Here is a 16,714-nt window from a genome sequence, read left to right as displayed (position 1 = left end):
GCTCGCCCGAGCGCGGAGCGCTCACTCCGCCTCACCCGAGCGCGGAGCGCTCACTCCCACTCGCCCGAGCGCGGAGCGCTCACTCCCACTCAATCGTGCCCGGGGGCTTGCTGGTGATGTCGAGGGTGACGCGGTTGACCTCGGGCACCTCGTTGGTGATGCGGGTGCTGATGCGCTCCAGCACCTCGTAGGGCAGCCGCGACCAGTCGGCGGTCATGGCGTCCTCGGAGCTGACCGGGCGCAGCACCACCGGGTGGCCGTAGGTGCGGCCGTCGCCCTGCACCCCGACCGAGCGGACGTCGGCCAGCAGCACCACGGGGAACTGCCAGATCTCGCGGTCCAGGCCGGCCGCGGTCGCCTCGGCCCGGGCGATGGCGTCGGCGGCGCGCAGGATCTCCAGCCGCTCGCGGGTCACCTCGCCGACGATGCGGATGCCCAGCCCGGGGCCCGGGAACGGCTGCCGCCACACCATGGCCTCGGGCAGGCCCAGCTCCTCGCCGACCTTGCGGACCTCGTCCTTGAACAGGGTGCGCAGCGGCTCGATCAGGGTGAACTGCAGGTCCTCGGGCAGACCGCCCACGTTGTGGTGGCTCTTGATGTTGGCCGCACCCTCGCCGCCGCCGGACTCGACGACGTCGGGGTAGAGGGTGCCCTGCACGAGGAACTCGATGTCGTGCTCGGCTGCGATCTGGCGGGTGGCGGCCTCGAAGGTGCGGATGAACTCCCGGCCGATGATCTTGCGCTTCTGCTCGGGGTCGGTCACGCCGGCGAGGGCGTCGAGGAACTGGTCGGCGACCTCGCTGACGACCAGGTCCACCCCGGTCGCGGCGACGAAGTCCTTCTCGACCTGCTCGGCCTCGCCGGCCCGCAGCAGCCCGTGGTCGACGAAGACGCAGGTGAGCTGGTCGCCGATGGCGCGCTGCACCAGAGCGGCCGCCACGGCGGAGTCGACGCCTCCGGAGAGGGCGCAGAGCACCTGCTTGTCCCCCACCTGCTCCCGGATGGCCTCGACGGTCTCCTCGACGATGTTGGCCGGGGTCCAGTCGGGGCGGCAGCCGGCGATGTCGAACAGGAAGTGCTCGAGGGTGGTCTGGCCGTGCTCGGTGTGCATCACCTCGGGGTGCCACTGCACCCCGGCGAAGCCGCGCTCGCGGTGCTCGAAGGCCGCGATCGGCGCACCCGGCGAGGTGGCGAGCACGGTGAAGTCCTGCGGTGCCCGGGTGACGGAGTCGCCGTGGCTCATCCACACCCGCAGCGACGGGTCGACCTCCGACAGCAGCGCGCCGGGCTCGACCACGGTGGCGGGCGTGCGGCCGAACTCGCGACGGCCGGTGTGCGCCACCTCGCCGCCGAGCGCCTGGGTCATGGCCTGGAAGCCGTAGCAGATGCCGAAGGTCGGCACCCCGAGGTCGAAGAGCCCGGTGTCGATCTGCGGGGCACCCTCGGCGTAGACCGACTGCGGACCGCCGGAGAGGATGATCGCCTGCGGCTTCCTGGCCGCCAGCTCCTCGGTGGAGATGGTGTGCGGGACGATCTCGGAGTAGACCCGGGCCTCCCGCACCCGGCGGGCGATCAGCTGGGCGTACTGGGCCCCGTAGTCGACGACGAGGACGCAGTCATGCTCACGCGGGCTCATGGCGGCCCAGTCTAGGCCGTCCGCGCCGTGCGGCCGACCCGGCGCCGGGGGCGGGACGGACCCCGCTAGTCGTCGCGGGCGGAGAGCACGCAGAACTCGTTGCCCTCCGGATCGGCCAGCACGACCCACGTCGGCGGCTGGTCGGCGCCGGGCCGCTCGGACTGGCCGACGTCGACGCGGCGGGCACCGAGCCCGACCAGCCGCGCCACCTCCGCCTCCTGGTCGTCCTCGCCCCACGGGGCGAGGTCCAGGTGCAGCCGGTTCTTGACCTGCTTGCCCTCCGGCACGGGGACGAAGACCAGCCCCGGACCGCGGTGCTCGCGGGGCATGGTGGCCGCGTCGGTCAGCGCGTGCGGCGGCACCAGCACCACCTCGTCGGGCTCCTCGACGACCGGCACCCAACCCAGCGCCTGGCCCACCAGGCGCCCTGGGCGCGCACGTCGTGGCAGTCGACGACGACGCTGTACCACCGCACCGCCACGGGCTCCTCCTCCTGCGTCGCTGCCGGACCGGCCGGGGCCGTCGTCGCACCTCTAGGGTCGAGGTGTGCAGGTCCCGCCCGGTTTCCTCACCATGCCCCGGTGGTGGCACGACGAGCCCGGTCGCGCCTGGCTCGAGGAGCTGCCCGGGCTGGTGGCGGCCCGGCTGCGGGAGTGGGGGCTGACGGCCGACGGCGCGCCCTGGCACGGCTCCAACGCGCTGGTGCTCCCGGTGCGCCGGGGCGAGGAGCCGCTGGCCCTGCGGCTGTCGCCACCCGGGGACGACGTGGCCGCCGAGGCCGCCGCGCTGCTGTGGTGGGACGGCCGCGGCACCGTGCTGCTGGTGGAGGCGGACGTGCCCGCCCGGGCGCTGCTGCTGGAGCGCCTGGACGGCTCCCACACGCTGCGGCGGGAGCCGGTGGAGTGGTCGGTGGAGGTGCTGGCGACCCTGATGCGCGAGCTGGCCGTGCCGGCACCCGGGACGGCGCTGTCGACGGCCGAGATCGCCGCCGAGGACGCCGCCTCCTTCGAGCGCCGCTGGCAGGCCGTGGGCGGGCCGACGCCGCGGAGCCAGCTGACCCGGGCGGTCGCGGCTGCCCGCGAGCTCGCCGCCACCGACCCCGGCGGCGACGCGGTGGACGGCGACCTGCACGCCGACCAGGTGCTGCGCGGGCGGCGCACCCCCTGGCTGGTGGTGGACCCGGTGCTGCTGCGCGGCGACCGCGAGCACGACCTGGCCCGGGTGCTGTGGACCCGCCTCGACGAGCTGCCGCGCGACGCCGACGTCCGCCGGGCGGTGGCCACCGCGGTGACGGTCGCCGAGGTGCCGCGGGAGCGGGCTGAGGCGTGGCTGGTGGTGCGCTCGATGTCCTACCTGCTGTGGGGACTCGAGCGCGGCCTCACCGAGGACCCGGTGCGCTGCCGCCGGCTGCTCGACCTCTTCGCCCGCTGACCCCCTCCCTCCCTCCCTCCCTCCCCCTGACCCGCTGTATGTCGTCGCGGTCACGCCCGGTGTGTCGCGGCGTGTCCCGCTGTCCCGGCAGCACCGCGTACACGTTCTCAGGGGGCAGGCCCCGACCCATTCGCGAAGCCCGTCCGCGGTCACCGGGCACAGGCGATCTGGGGGCGCCGGCGGCAGCGCGAGCGCCGTTCCCTGAGGACGTGTACGCCGTCACAGCCGGACACCGCGACACGCCGCGACACACCGGGCGTGACCGCGACGACATACAGCCGGGCAGGGTGGGCGCGGGGAGACGGGAGGGTGGTGGCGCGGGCGGGCGGGCGGCGGCGGCCTGGGCGAGAATTGGTCCCATGATGTGAGACATCGCTGCGTGGTTGGAATGCGGCCGCCGGACTCCGATGTTCTTTGCCGCATGCGAATCTATGACGACGTCACCCAGATCGTCGGGGGCACTCCCCTCGTCCGGCTCAACCGGATCACCGACGGCGCCCAGGCCACCGTCCTGGCCAAGATCGAGTTCGTCAACCCGGCGCACAGCGTCAAGGACCGCATCGGCGTGGCCATCATCGAGGCCGCCGAGCGCTCCGGGCAGCTGCAGCCGGGCGGCACGATCGTCGAGGGCACCTCCGGCAACACCGGTATCGCGCTGGCGATGGTGGGCGCCGCCAAGGGCTACAAGGTCGTGCTCTGCATGCCCGAGACCATGTCGGCCGAGCGCAAGACGCTGCTGCGCGCCTACGGTGCCGAGCTGGTGCTCACCCCCGGCTCGGAGGGCATGCGCGGCGCGGTGGCGAAGGCCGAGGAGATCGGCGCCGAGCGCGGCGCCGTGCTGGCCCGTCAGTTCGCGAACCCGGCCAACGTCGAGGTGCACCGCCGCACCACCGCCGAGGAGATCTGGAACGACACCGACGGCACGGTGGACATCGTCGTCGGCGGCGTCGGCACCGGCGGCACCCTGACCGGTGTCGGCCAGGTCCTCAAGGAGCGCAAGCCCGAGCTGAAGATCGTCGCGGTGGAGCCCGAGGAGTCCCCGATCCTGTCCGGCGGCCAGCCCGGCCCGCACAAGATCCAGGGCATCGGCGCCAACTTCATCCCCGAGATCCTCGACCGCTCGATCATCGACGAGGTAATCCCGCAGAACGCCGACACGGCCGTCAAGTGGGCCCGTCGCGCCGGTGCCGAGGAGGGCATCCTCGCCGGCATCTCCTCCGGTGCCGCCCTCGCCTCGGCCGTCGCCGTGGCGCAGCGCCCCGAGAACGCGGGCAAGACCATCGTCGTGGTCATCCCGTCCTACGGCGAGCGCTACCTGTCGACGATCCTCTACGCCGACCTGCTCAACTGATGCTCGCAGGGTTCCTCACGCGTCTGCCGCTGCTGGCCCGCACCAGCGCGGACGCCCCCGCACCCGGGTCGCCGGCCGCGCTGGTGACCCGGGCGTGGGCGCGTTGGCGTGAGGACACCGACACGGCGATCAGCCACGACCCCGCAGCCCGGAACCGCGCCGAGATCACCCTCGCCTACTCCACGGTGCACGCCGTGTGGGCGTACCGGGTGGCGCACCGGCTGTGGGGTCGTGGCCACCGGCTGTCGGCGCGGATGCTGTCCCAGGCGGCCCGGGCCGCCACCGGCGTGGAGATCCACCCCGGCGCGGTGATCGGACGCCGTTTCTTCATCGACCACGGCATGGGTGTGGTCATCGGCGAGACCGCCGAGATCGGTGACGACGTGATGCTCTACCACGGCGTCACCCTGGGCGGACGCAGCCCGCTGGCCCGGGGCAAGCGCCACCCGACCCTGCGCGACGGCGTGATGGTGGGCGCCGGCGCCTCGATCCTCGGCCCCGTCACGGTGGGCGCCGGCGCCAAGGTGGGGTCCAACGCCGTGGTCACCCGCGACGTCGCCCCCGGCGCCACGGTGGTCGGCGTGCCGGCCCGCGAACGGACCCCGGCCGAGGCCGCCACCGAGCCCGAGTGGCACATCTGAGCTGCCCGGGCGGCTCCCCGGCCGGGACCGGCCGGTCAGCCCCGGCCGTCGACCGGTGAGCCGGCCAGCGGGCGCTCGGAGGCGATCGCCTCGTGGTGGCGGACGACCTCGGCCACCACGAAGGTGAGGAACTTCTCGGCGAACTCCGGGTCCAGCCGCGCGTCGGCGGCCAGCGCCCGCAGCCGGGCGATCTGACGTGCCTCCCGCTCCGGGTCGGCCGGCGGCAGCCCGTGGGTGGCCTTCAGCTCCCCCACCCGCTGGGTGATCTTGAACCGCTCGGCCAGCAGGTGCACCAGCGCGGCGTCCATGTTGTCGATGCTGCTGCGGAGCCGGTTCAGCTCCTCGAGCACCTCCGGAGCAGCGCCCGACCCGGCGGTCACGAGATGACCACCTCGACGCGCTGGAACTCCTTGACCTCGGTGTAGCCGGTGGTGGCCATGGACCGTCGCAGCGCCCCCACCAGGTTCATCGAGCCGTCCGGGCGGCGCGACGGCCCCAGCAGGATCTCCTCCAGCGGGCCCACCTGCTCGAACCGGACCCGCTCGCCGCGCGGCAGCGTGCCGTGCCAGGCCTCCGGGCCCCAGTGGTATCCCTGGCCGGGTGCGTCGGTGGCGCGGGCCAGCGGGGAGCCGATCATCACCGCGTCGGCGCCGCAGGCGATGGCCTTGGCGATGTCGCCGGAGTGGCCCACCGAGCCGTCGGCGATGACGTGCACGTAGCGGCCGCCGGACTCGTCCAGGTAGTCCCGCCGGGCCTCGGCGACGTCGGAGATGGCCGAGGCCATCGGCACCGCGATGCCGAGCACCGCCCGCGTGGTGTGGGTCGCCCCGCCACCGAAGCCGACCAGCACCCCGGCCGCGCCGGTGCGCATCAGGTGCAGCGCGGCCTGGTAGGTGGCCACCCCGCCGACGATCACCGGCACGTCGAGGTCGTAGATGAACTTCTTCAGGTTGAGCGGCTCCCGCTCGTCGGAGACGTGCTCGGCCGAGACCGTGGTGCCGCGGATGACGAAGAAGTCCACCCCCGACGCCTCCACCGTCGCCGCGTGCTCCTGGGTGTGCTGCGGCGAGAGCGCCCCGGCCACCGGGACGCCGGCGGCGCGGATCTCGGCCATCCGGGCCTTGATCAGCTCGGGCTTGATGGGCTCGGCGTAGATCTGCTGCATCCGCCGCGTCGCCACGGCCGAGTCCTCGATGCCGGCCAGCTCGTCCAGCAGCGGCTGCGGGTCCTCGTAGCGCGTCCACAGCCCCTCGAGGTTCAGCACGCCGAGCCCGCCCAGGCGTCCCATCGTGATGGCGGTCGCCGGCGACATCACCGAGTCGACCGGCGCGGCCACCATCGGGAAGTCGAAGGTCTGGGCGTCGATCTTCCAGCTCAGGTTCACCTGGTCGATGCCCCGGGTGCGCCGGGAGGGGACGATGGCGACGTCGTCGAGCGCGTAGGCGCGCTCGGCTCGCTTGCTCCGGCCGATCTCGTACATGCGCTGTCCTCACCCCGGGCGCTGGGCCCGCTCGTGCGGTGCCGGCTCAGCCCGAGTAGTTGGGGGCCTCGACGGTCATCTGGATGTCGTGCGGGTGCGATTCTCGCAGACCGGCGGAGGTGATCCGGACGAACCGGCCCCGTTCCTTCAGCTCGGCCACGGTGCGGGCACCGGTGTAGAACATCGCCTGCCGCAGCCCGCCGACCAGCTGGTAGGCCACCGCGCCCAGCGGGCCGCGGTAGGGCACCTGACCCTCGATGCCCTCCGGCACCAGCTTGTCGTCGGAGGTGACGTCGCTCTGGAAGTAGCGGTCCTTGGAGTAGGACGCCTTGCGGCCGCGGGAGGCCATCGCCCCCAGCGAGCCCATCCCCCGGTAGGACTTGAACTGCTTGCCGTTGATGAACACCAGCTCGCCCGGGCTCTCGTCGCAGCCGGCGAGCAGCGAGCCGAGCATCACCGTGTCGGCGCCGGCCACCAGGGCCTTGGCGATGTCGCCGGAGTACTGCAGGCCGCCGTCGCCGATCACCGGCACCCCGGCCTCGCGGCAGGCCAGCGCGGCGTTGTAGATGGCGGTCACCTGCGGGACGCCGACGCCGGCGACCACCCGGGTGGTGCAGATGGAGCCCGGACCCACGCCGACCTTGACGGCGTCCGCGCCGGCCTCGACCAGCGCCTGGGCGCCGGCCCGGGTGGCCACGTTGCCGCCGATGACGTCGACGTCGCGGGCGGCCGGGTCGGACTTGAGCCGGCGGATCAGGTCGATCACGCCGCGGGCGTGGCCGTTGGCGGTGTCGACCACCACGACGTCCACACCCTCCTCGACCAGCGACATGGCCCGCTCCCAGGCGTCGCCGAAGAAGCCGACGGCCGCCCCCACCCGCAGCCGGCCCTGGGGGTCCTTGCAGGCGTTGGGGAACTGGTCGGACTTCACGTAGTCCTTGAGGGTGATGAGTCCCGTCAGGCGACCCTCGCCGTCGACCAGCGGCAGCTTCTCGATCTTGTTGGCCGCCAGCAGCGCCAGCGCGTCGTCGGGGGCGATCCCCTCGGGGCCGGTGACCAGCGGCATCCGCGTCATCACCTCGCCCACCTTGCGCGAGGGGTCGGTCTCGAAGCGCATGTCGCGGTTGGTGATGATGCCCAGCAGCACGCGGTCGGCGTCCACCACCGGCACGCCGGAGATGCGGAACTGGCCGCACAGCTCGTCGGCCTCGGCCAGCGTGGCGTCGGCGCTGATGGTGATCGGCTCGCGCACCATCCCGGCCTCGGACCGCTTCACCAGGTCGACCTGGTGGGCCTGGTCCTCGATCGACAGGTTGCGGTGCAGGATGCCGATGCCGCCCTCGCGGGCCATCGCCACGGCCATCCGCGCCTCGGTCACGGTGTCCATGGCCGAGGAGAGCAGCGGGATCCCGACGCGGATGCGGCGGGTCAGCTGGGAGGAGGTGTCGGCCTCGCTGGGGATGACGTCGGTCTCGTTGGGTTGCAGGAGGACGTCGTCGAAGGTGAGGCCGAGAGGGGCGAACGGTTCGGGCACGCCAGCGAGGGTGAGGTCACCGGGCGGGATCGACAACGTGGCACCTTTCGGGGGAGCAGCGGCGGTGTGGCCATCGTATCCCGCGGCACCAGCGCCTCCGGACGTCCGGACGGCGCTCAGAGCAGCGCGGCCAGGGTCTGGGCCAGGTCGGTGTCGCGGTGGGTGAAGCCGAGCTCGACCAGCCGCGCCGGCAGCGCCCGCTGGCTGGCCAGCAGGGCCTCGGTGACCAGCTGGGGCCCGAGCAGCAGCTGCAGGGCCGGCAGCGGGGTGGGGACGACCGCGGGCCGGTGAACCGCGGCGGCCAGCGCCCGGGTCAGCTCGACGTTGCGCACCGGCCGGGGACCGACCAGGTTGACCGGTCCCTCGGCGTCGCCGTCGAGCAGGTGGAGCACGGCGCGCACCTGGTCGGCCATGCTGATCCACGGCATGTACTGCTGCCCGTCCCCGATCCGCCCGCCGGCGCCGAGGCGGTACACCGGCGAGAGCCGCCCCAGCAGCCCGCCGTCGGCGGAGAGCACCAGCCCGGTGCGGAGCAGCACGGTGCGGACGGGGGCCCGCAGCGCCGCCAGCTCCCACTGCTCCACCAGCTCGGCGAGGAAGCCCTGCCCGCGCGGCGAGGCCTCGGTGAGCTCCTGGTCGCCGGCGTCGCCGTAGTAGCCCACGGCGGAGCCGGAGAGGAAGGTGCGGCACCGGCCCTGGGGACGCAGCGCGGCCACCACGGTGCGGGTGGTGTCGACCCGGCTGGAGAGCAGCAGCGCCTTGCGCCGCTCGCTCCAGCGCTTGTCGGCGATCCCGGCACCCGCCAGGTTCACCACGGCGTCGACGTCGTCGAGCCCGGGGCCGCTGATGGCTCCCCGGCCGGGGTCCCACTCCCGCTCCTCGGGCGCGGCGGGGGCCCGGCGCACCAGCCGGACCACCTCGTCCCCGCGTCCGGTGAGCGCGGCGGTGAGCGCGGTGCCGATCAGTCCGGAGCTGCCTCCGATGGCGATCCTCATCGCCTCATCGTGCCACCCGGTCCGGGCCGGGCCGCGGGCGGTCAGCCGGGCCAGTCGGCCAGCAGCCGGTCGGCCACCCGCAGGCAGTTGGCCAGCACGGTGAGCGCGGGGTTGACGCTGCCGTTGGTGGGGTGCAGCGAGGCGTCGGCCACGTGCACCCGCCGGGTCCCGTGCAGCCGTCCGTCCGGGCCGGTCGCCGAGGTGCGGGGGTCGGTGCCCATCCGCGCCGTGCCGCTGGAGTGCTCCCCGGCGGCCGAGGCGGTCGCCGCCCCCCGCCGCCGGGCGACCCCGTGGACGCCGGACGCCTCGAGCCACCGCGCCCCCACGTCGGCCATGCCCTGCTCCACCTCGAGCGAGGCCGGGTGGGTGTCCTTGCGCAGCCGCGCCCCCGGCCGTCCCCAGCGGTCGCGGACCGGGGCCAGGGTGACCCGCGAGGTCGGCAGCGGGATCTCCTGGCCCATGCCGAAGACGCCGAACACGTGGCGCCGGCCCTCCCGCATCCACCGCTTGTGCTCGGCCCCCCACCGCGGCACGCCGGGCACCGGCGGGTCCGAGGCCATGGTCAGCGGCAGGATGCCCATCAGGTCCACGATCACGCCGCCGCCCCACGGGATGGTCCGGGCGTGCTCGTGGTCGCGGGTGGCCACCGAGTGGCCGGGACCGCGGAAGTCCTTGACCGGGGTGTCCACGGTGCCCAGCACGGTCACGAAGCGGTGGTCGTGCAGGTGCCGGCCCAGCTCGTCGTTGCCGAGCCCGCTGGCCAGCAGCAGCCGGGGTGTCTCGACCGCGCCGGCGGAGACCACCACCACCGACGCGGAGACCTCCAGCTCCACCGGCGTTCCCGCCCGCGCGCCCGCCACCAGCCGCACGCCGGCGGCCTGCCGGCCGTCGAGCACCTGCACCACCTCGGCGTCGGTCAGCAGGTCGCACCGCCCGGTCCGCAGCGCCCGCGGCAGCAGGGTGTTGTGGCTGCCGTTCTTGGCGTCCACCGGGCAGGCGTGGCCGACGCACTGGGGGCAGCGGACGCAGGCGGGCCGGCCGTCGTGCGGGACGCTGTTCAGCGACAGCGGGATCGGACCCCAGCCCCAGCCGAGGCGGCGGGCGCCCTCGGCCAGCAGCTCGCGGGCCGGCTCGGTGCCCATGGCCGGCATCGGGTAGCCCGACGTCCGCCGCGTCCGGGTGGTCAGGGCGCCGGTCTCCCCCGCCACCCCCAGCTCGCGCTCGGCCTCGGCGTAGTAGGGCTCCATCTCGTCGTAGTCGACCGGCCAGTCGGCGAGACTGGCCCCCTCCGGGTTGCCGTAGGTGGTGACCATGGCGAAGTCCTCGGGCATGAAGCGCCAGGACATGCCCTGCCACAGCCGGGTGCCGCCGCCGACGAGCATGGCGTTGAGCCCGTAGGCGCCGGCGTCGCCGTCGCCGTCGACGAGCAGCTGGCCCCGCTCGGACTCCAGCACCCGCGGGTGGCCGGGCCCCGGTCCGGCGCTCGGGGCGTAGACGGCGTTGCGCTTGCCGTGCAGGTGGTCGCCCCGCAGCGCCGAGTTGGGCGCTCCCGGCGCCCGCTCCACCACCAGCACGTGCTTCCCGGCGGCCGTCAGCCGGCGCGCCACCGCTCCTCCACCGGGGCCGGAGCCGACGACCACGGCGTCGTAGTGCCGGGCCACCGCGGACGGGGAGACCGAGGGCAGCGGTTCCGGGTCGACCGGCTCCACCCCGGCTGGCACGGCCCGGAAGTCGATCATCGCCAGCCCGGCCGGGTCGGCTCCCGGGCGGGCCGCGTAGTAGCCCTCCCAGCAGACCCGGCGGAGCGCCGCCAGCTCCGCCGCGGCGTCCAGGTCCTCCTCCAGCCGGGCCAGCACGGCGTCCTGGCCCGCGGCGTCCAGGTCGGCGAAGCCGCACGACTCCAGCCGGTCGGTCAGCGAGGCGAGCCGGGGTGCCGCCCAGCTCAGGTCGGGGTTGGGCGCCTGCAGGTACTGCCCGACCCCGCCGTCCCAGCCGCCGGGCCACTCGTCGGCGGGGATGATGCGGTCGACGGCCAGCCGCAGCACGGCCGGGGTGGGCAGCGCCGCTGCCTGGCTGGAGGTGCTCATCGGCCGGCCAGCGACCCCCCGATGCCCCCGACGCTGAAGTAGCGGTTCAGCGCGGCGAACACGATCACCGGCGGCAGCATCATGATGACCGCCACCGCCATCACGAGACCCCAGTTGGTGGCGTTCTGCTGGAAGAAGGACTGCACGCCCACCGGCAGCGTGAAGTTGGCCTCCGAACGCAGGAACACCAGCGCGATCAGGTAGTCGTTCCAGGCCAGCAGGAAGCAGAAGATGGCCGTGGAGAGGATGCCGGGCAGGGAGTTGCGGAGCACGATCCGCAGGAAGCCGCTGAACACCGACGCCCCGTCGATCCAGGCCGCCTCCTCCAGCGCGATCGGGATGGAGTCGTAGTAGGCGGTCATCATCCAGATGGCCACCGACATGGTGGAGCCGACGTAGATCACGGTGATCCCGGTCAGCGTGTCCACCATCTGCAGCTCGGCGAAGAGGATGAACAGCGGGATGGCCGCGGTGACCACCGGCAGCGACTGGATCACGAACAGCAGCAGCGAGTAGGAGGAGATCAGCCGGCTGCGCCCGCGCGAGAGCACGTACCCCGCCGGCGCCGCCACCAGCACCGAGATCAGCACGGTGACCAGCGCCGTCGACAGGCTGTTGGTCAGCCAGGTGCCGACGCCGGTGCGCTCGAAGATGATGACGAAGTTCTCCAGCGTCAGCCCGGTGGTGGGGCTGCCGAGACCGGGCTGCAGCGACAGCCACAGCACCGCCAGGATCGGCACCAGGACGACCGTGGTGACCACCAGGATGAGCAGGAAGCGCCACCACTGGCCGCGGGCGGCCATCTCGACCTCACGGTGGCGCAGCTGCTGCTGGGGCTGCGGGTCCCCGACCACCAGGCCCGGGGTGGGAGTCAGCGAGGCGCTCATTCGATGTTCACCTTCTTGAGCTGGCGGTAGAGGAGCACCGACACGACGACCAGGGTCAGCGTCATCACGAAGGCGATGGCCGTCCCGGGACCGGTCTGGAACTCCGCGAACACCTTGCGGTAGGAGAGCACGACCAGCGAGCTCGTCGCGTTGACCGGCCCACCCCCGGTCAGCAGGAAGATGGTCGGGAAGTCGTTGACGCAGAAGATCGTCATCAGGATCCAGCTGATGTAGGTGGAGCGCGAGATCAGCGGGAGCGTGACGTGGGTGAAGATCTGCCCCCGGCTGGCCCCGTCCACCCGGGCGGCCTCGTAGACGTTGTCGTCCACGGCCGCCAGGGCCGAGGCCATCATCATCATCATGAACGGGAAGCTGATCCACACCTTGAACACGCAGACCGTCACCTGCGCCAGCGTGGGGTCGGCCAGGAACAGCACCCGGCCTAGCCCGATGGCCTCGGTGATGATGGGGAACGGGCTCTGCGGGGTGGCCACCAGCCAGTTCCACGAGGTGGCCGAGACCACCACCGGCACCACCCAGGGCAGCAGCAGCAGCACCTTGAACAACCCGCCGGCGGGGATCTTCGTCCTCAGCAGCAGGGCGAGCGCCAGACCGACCGCCCAGCTGCCGAAGACCCCCACCAGGGTGAAGACCAGCGTGAACCCGGTGGAGTCCCAGAAGGCCTCCGAGGTCAGCACGTCGGTGTAGTTCTCCAGGCCGACGAAGTCGCCGGCGGCGATGAGCGACCCGTCGCGCAGGCTCTGCATCCCGGCGTACAGCACCGGGTACAGGTTGAGCAGCAGGATCAGCAGGACCGACGGCATGACGAACAGGATCAGCGTCAGGGTCCCCGCGGTGGGACCCCGGCGGCCGTGGTGCGCCGGCACGGCACCACGGCCTCCCCCACCCGGGGCGACGCCGCGTCCGGCCCGTCTGATCTTGTCGGTGACTGTCGCGCTGGACATGACCACCCCCTCGTGACCGGGCCGACTCAGCCGCCGATGGTGTCCTCGAGCCCCTGCTGCAGCTGCTCCAGAGCGGCCCGGGCCTCGATGTCACCACCCAGGATCGACTGCGTGAAGGTGTCCATCGCCGGCGTGGCGTCGGCGGCGGTGACGCCCTGGAAGAGCGCGTTCCCGCCGGGGGCGGCCCAGGTGCGGGCGATCGGCTGGTACTCCTCGATGATCTTGACGTTGTTCTCGTCGGACTGGAACTCCGGCGTCTCGGTGATCGAGCGCAGCGGCGGCAGGCCGATGCCGGTCTTCTCCGTCCACAGCCGGGACATGTTCTGGAAGTAGTACGTCAGGAACGCCTCCGAGCCCTCCTGGCTGGGGGTGTCGGCGTACATCATGATGTTGTTGGGGAAGAACAGCATCCCCTGGCTGCCGGCCGGGCTGGTCAGCGGCGATCCCACCACCAGGTCCGAGCCCACCTCGCCGCCGACGTTGTTGGCCAGGCCGCCGGTGTCGAAGCCCATGCCGAAGCGGCGCTCCTCCCACTGCGTCTGGGCGTTGTCGCTGGTGTAGGAGGCCGAGGCGGGGTCGACGTAGCCCTTGGCCACGCACTCCAGCACGAACTCCATCGCCTCGATGTTGGCCGGCGTCACGCAGTCGGGCTGCTGGTCGGCGTTGAACAGGCCGCCGCCGTTGCCGATCATCCAGCTGACCAGGATGTGGCCGCCGGTGTAGGCGCCCGCCCCGGCCGCGGTGCCGTAGCCGTAGACGTCGTTCTTCTTCAGCGCCTCGCAGGCGTCGAGGAAGGACTGCCAGTCGGTGGGAGGCTCGGCGCCGGCCTCCTCGAGCAGGGTCTTGTTGTACCAGAGCACCCGCATGTCCAGGTTGTACGGGACGGCCGCGTAGCCGTTCTCGGTCTTCATCGTGTCGATCAGACCGGGCAGGAAGTCGTCGTAGAGGCCGTTGCCGCGCCACGACTCCAGCAGGTCGTCGGCGTAGGCGATGGCGCCCTGGGCCTCGAACAGGAACGCCTGGGTGCCGCCGCCGGAGCTGACGGCCGGGCCGGTCCGCGACGCGACCGCGGAGGAGAACGTCTGGGTGAAGTTGGCCCACTGCACCACCTGGTAGGTGGCCGGCGGGAGCCCCTCCGGAGGCTGGTAGGCGAGCGTGATCTCCTCGTCCATGGGGTTGAACTCGGTGTTGCCCCACGGCATGTTCCAGAACGCGATGGGCTCGTCGCTGCCGCCCCCGCCACCGCCGGAGCCGCCACCGCCGCACGCGCTGAGCGCGGCTGCTGCCGAGACACCCCCTGCGGCTCCCAGCAGTCCCCGCCGGCTGAGCCTGAACCCGGATTGCGACACGATGAATCTCCTCCTGCCGGGAGGGTCGGCCGCAGCCGGCCCTCGACGTCGTTGTCGGGCACCCCCACGTCGTGGTGGGTGAGGAAGCGCTGCGACGGTGGGCCCCGCCCCGTGGTGGGACCGTCGCTGATCTCGATACTGGGACACCCGGCAGACGCCGTCAAGGAAAATCGCGGGACCTGCAACATATTCGTGACCAAGCGCCCGGACGCACCGGGCCGGGACGCCGACGGGCCCCGCCTGCCGCAGCAGACGGGGCCCGTACCGGTCCTCGGGGAGGGACGATCAGTGGCTGTGGCCCTGCTCGCCGTCCTCCTCCTCGGGCTTCTCCACCACCAGGGTCTCGGTGGTGAGCAGCAGCGAGGCGATCGAGGCCGCGTTGGCCAGCGCCGAGCGGGTGACCTTGACCGGGTCGATAACCCCGGCCGCGATCAGGTCGCCGTACTCGCCGGTCGCCGCGTTGTAGCCGTTGCCCGGCTCCAGGTCGGCCACCCGGCTGGTGATGACGTAGCCCTGCTCGCCGCCGTTCTCGGCGATCCAGCGCAGCGGCTCGGCCACGGCGCGCTGGACCAGGCGGACGCCCACCAGCTCGTCACCGGTGGCCCCCAGGCCGTCGGAGAGCACCTTGGCCGCGTGGATGAGGGCGGAGCCGCCACCGGCGACGATGCCCTCCTCGATGGCCGCACGGGTCGCGGACACGGCGTCCTCGATCCGGTGCTTCTTCTCCTTCAGCTCGACCTCGGTGGCCGCGCCGACCTTGATCACGCAGACACCGCCGGCCAGCTTCGCGACCCGCTCCTGGAGCTTCTCGCGGTCCCAGTCGGAGTCGGTGTTGGCGATCTCGGCCTGCAGCTGGGCCACCCGGTCGGCCACGGCGCTGGACTCGCCGGCGCCGTCGACGATCGTGGTGTTGTCCTTGGTGACGACCACGCGACGGGCGCGGCCGAGCACCTCCAGACCCACCTGGTCGAGCTTCAGCCCGACCTCGGGGGCCACCACCTGGCCGCCGGTGAGGATCGCGATGTCCTCCAGCATGGCCTTGCGACGGTCGCCGAAGGCCGGGGCCTTGACCGCCACGGAGGTGAAGGTGCCGCGGATCTTGTTGACCACCAGCGTCGACAGGGCCTCCCCGTCGACGTCCTCGGCCACGATGAAGAGCGTGCCCGAGGCGCCGATGACCTTCTCCAGCAGCGGCAGCAGGTCGCTCATCGAGCTGATCTTGCCGGAGTGGATGAGGATGTACGGGTCCTCCAGCACGGCCTCCTGACGCTCGGCGTCGGTGACCATGTAGCCGGAGATGTAGCCCTTGTCGAACTGCATGCCCTCGGTGAACTCGAGCTCGGTGCCGAAGGTGTTCGACTCGTCGACGGTGATGACGCCGTCCTTGCCCACCTTGTCGAAGGCGTCGGCGATGAGGCGGCCGATCTCCTCGTCACGGCTGGAGATGGTCGCCACCTGCGCCATGTCCTGGGTGGTCTGGACCTCGCGGGCCTGCTCGCGCAGACGCTCCTCGACGGCGCGGACGGCCTGGTCGATGCCCCGCTTCAGGCCGACCGGGTTGGCCCCGGCGGCGACGGCGCGCAGACCCTCGTGCACCAGCGCCTGGGCCAGCACCGTCGCGGTGGTGGTCCCGTCACCGGCGACGTCGTTGGTCTTGGTCGCCACCTCCTTGGCCAGCTGCGCACCCAGGTTCTCGTAGGGGTCGGACAGCTCGACGTCACGGGCGACGGTGACACCGTCGTTGGTGATCGTCGGGGCGCCCCACTTCTTGTCCAGGACCACGTAGCGGCCCTTGGGGCCGAGCGTGACCTTGACGGTGTTCGCGAGGATGTCGACACCGCGCTCGAGCGAGCGACGGGCCTCCTCGTCGAACTGGAGGATCTTCGCCATGGTGTGCTTTCTCCCTCAGTCGGTGGTCACTTGGAGACGACGGCGAGGATGTCGCGCGCGTTGAGGAGCAGGAGCTCCTTGCCGTCGTACTTGACCTCGGTGCCGCCGTACTTGCTGAAGATGACGGTGTCGCCCTCGGCGACGTCCAGCGGGACGCGGTTGCCGTTGTCGTCCACGCGGCCGGGGCCGGTCGCCAGGACCTTGCCCTCCTGCGGCTTCTCCTTGGCGGTGTCAGGAATGACCAGGCCAGAGGCAGTGGTCTGCTCGGCCTCCAGCGGCTCGACGAGGATCCGGTCCTCGAGCGGCTTGATCGTGACTGCCACGTCAAACCCCTTTCACGGGTGTCAGGTGTTCACAGGTTGTCCAGCCGGGGCGTCGTCGCGGGTGCCGTCCCGTGCTCTGGCACACTCAGGTCGAGAGTGCCAATCACGAATCTAGGGCCGCATTAGCACTCGGTCAAGCCGAGTG

15 protein-coding genes are annotated in these 16,714 nt (G+C 72.5%); 3 read left to right on the top strand and 12 right to left on the bottom strand.

Annotated elements, in window-relative coordinates; all coding sequences use genetic code 11:
* Positions 1-79 precede the first annotated feature (79 nt).
* Together guaA and GC722_RS10095 are read right to left on the bottom strand one after the other, a co-directional pair.
* A complete protein-coding gene (gene guaA / locus GC722_RS10100) occupies positions 80-1,636 on the bottom strand; it encodes a glutamine-hydrolyzing GMP synthase (RefSeq protein ID WP_156609942.1) in 1,557 nt (518 codons plus the stop codon).
* 65 nt (positions 1,637-1,701) lie between these two features.
* Entirely contained in the window at positions 1,702-2,055 is a 354-nt protein-coding gene (locus tag GC722_RS10095) for a VOC family protein (RefSeq protein ID WP_331714655.1), read from the bottom strand.
* Between the two features lie 127 nt (positions 2,056-2,182).
* Between GC722_RS10095 and GC722_RS10090 the strand changes: the two genes are divergently transcribed.
* From GC722_RS10090 to epsC, 3 genes are all read left to right on the top strand, one after another.
* Positions 2,183-3,067: an aminoglycoside phosphotransferase family protein gene (locus GC722_RS10090; RefSeq protein ID WP_331714654.1), complete on the top strand. Its 885-nt coding sequence runs from the start codon at positions 2,183-2,185 to the stop codon at positions 3,065-3,067.
* A gap of 421 nt (positions 3,068-3,488) precedes the next feature.
* On the top strand, positions 3,489-4,418 hold the full coding sequence (gene cysK / locus GC722_RS10085) for a cysteine synthase A (protein WP_156609941.1): 930 nt from the start codon (positions 3,489-3,491) through the stop codon (positions 4,416-4,418).
* Positions 4,418-5,059, top strand: coding sequence for a serine O-acetyltransferase EpsC (epsC, locus tag GC722_RS10080; protein WP_156609940.1), 642 nt, complete (start codon positions 4,418-4,420; stop codon positions 5,057-5,059). Before cysK ends, epsC begins: the two co-directional genes overlap by 1 nt.
* A gap of 35 nt (positions 5,060-5,094) precedes the next feature.
* Here epsC and GC722_RS10075 read toward each other — a convergent pair whose 3' ends face one another.
* From GC722_RS10075 to groES, 10 genes are all read right to left on the bottom strand, one after another.
* Positions 5,095-5,439: a chorismate mutase gene (locus GC722_RS10075; protein WP_331714653.1), complete on the bottom strand. Its 345-nt coding sequence runs from the start codon at positions 5,437-5,439 to the stop codon at positions 5,095-5,097.
* On the bottom strand, positions 5,436-6,539 hold the full coding sequence (locus GC722_RS10070) for a GuaB3 family IMP dehydrogenase-related protein (protein ID WP_156609939.1): 1,104 nt from the start codon (positions 6,537-6,539) through the stop codon (positions 5,436-5,438). Before GC722_RS10070 ends, GC722_RS10075 begins: the two co-directional genes overlap by 4 nt.
* A 46-nt stretch (positions 6,540-6,585) precedes the next feature.
* Positions 6,586-8,073, bottom strand: a complete 1,488-nt coding sequence (guaB, locus tag GC722_RS10065; protein ID WP_331714652.1) for an IMP dehydrogenase — start codon at positions 8,071-8,073, stop codon at positions 6,586-6,588.
* Positions 8,074-8,189: 116 nt separating this feature from the next.
* Positions 8,190-9,068: a TIGR01777 family oxidoreductase gene (locus GC722_RS10060; RefSeq protein WP_156609937.1), complete on the bottom strand. Its 879-nt coding sequence runs from the start codon at positions 9,066-9,068 to the stop codon at positions 8,190-8,192.
* 41 nt (positions 9,069-9,109) lie between these two features.
* Entirely contained in the window at positions 9,110-11,155 is a 2,046-nt protein-coding gene (locus GC722_RS18970; RefSeq protein ID WP_156609936.1) for a GMC family oxidoreductase N-terminal domain-containing protein, read from the bottom strand.
* On the bottom strand, positions 11,152-12,042 hold the full coding sequence (locus tag GC722_RS10050; RefSeq protein WP_156609935.1) for a carbohydrate ABC transporter permease: 891 nt from the start codon (positions 12,040-12,042) through the stop codon (positions 11,152-11,154). Before GC722_RS10050 ends, GC722_RS18970 begins: the two co-directional genes overlap by 4 nt.
* Entirely contained in the window at positions 12,039-13,007 is a 969-nt protein-coding gene (locus GC722_RS10045; RefSeq protein ID WP_156609934.1) for a carbohydrate ABC transporter permease, read from the bottom strand. The genes GC722_RS10050 and GC722_RS10045 overlap by 4 nt, the downstream gene beginning before the upstream one ends.
* 26 nt (positions 13,008-13,033) lie before the next feature.
* Positions 13,034-14,356: an ABC transporter substrate-binding protein gene (locus GC722_RS10040; RefSeq protein WP_197429981.1), complete on the bottom strand. Its 1,323-nt coding sequence runs from the start codon at positions 14,354-14,356 to the stop codon at positions 13,034-13,036.
* A 285-nt stretch (positions 14,357-14,641) separates the two neighbouring features.
* A complete protein-coding gene (gene groL, locus GC722_RS10035) occupies positions 14,642-16,246 on the bottom strand; it encodes a chaperonin GroEL (RefSeq protein ID WP_156609933.1) in 1,605 nt (534 codons plus the stop codon).
* Between the two features lie 26 nt (positions 16,247-16,272).
* The gene (gene groES / locus GC722_RS10030) at positions 16,273-16,569 is read right to left on the bottom strand and encodes a co-chaperone GroES (protein WP_331714651.1); all 297 of its coding nucleotides are present in this window, start codon (positions 16,567-16,569) and stop codon (positions 16,273-16,275) included.
* Positions 16,570-16,714 lie beyond the last annotated feature (145 nt).

The sequence above is a fragment of the Auraticoccus cholistanensis genome (assembly GCF_009742705.1).
Lineage (GTDB): Bacteria > Actinomycetota > Actinomycetes > Propionibacteriales > Propionibacteriaceae > Auraticoccus > Auraticoccus cholistanensis.
Note: the sequence above shows the minus strand (reverse complement) of the source record. Positions and strands in the feature narration are given on the sequence as shown.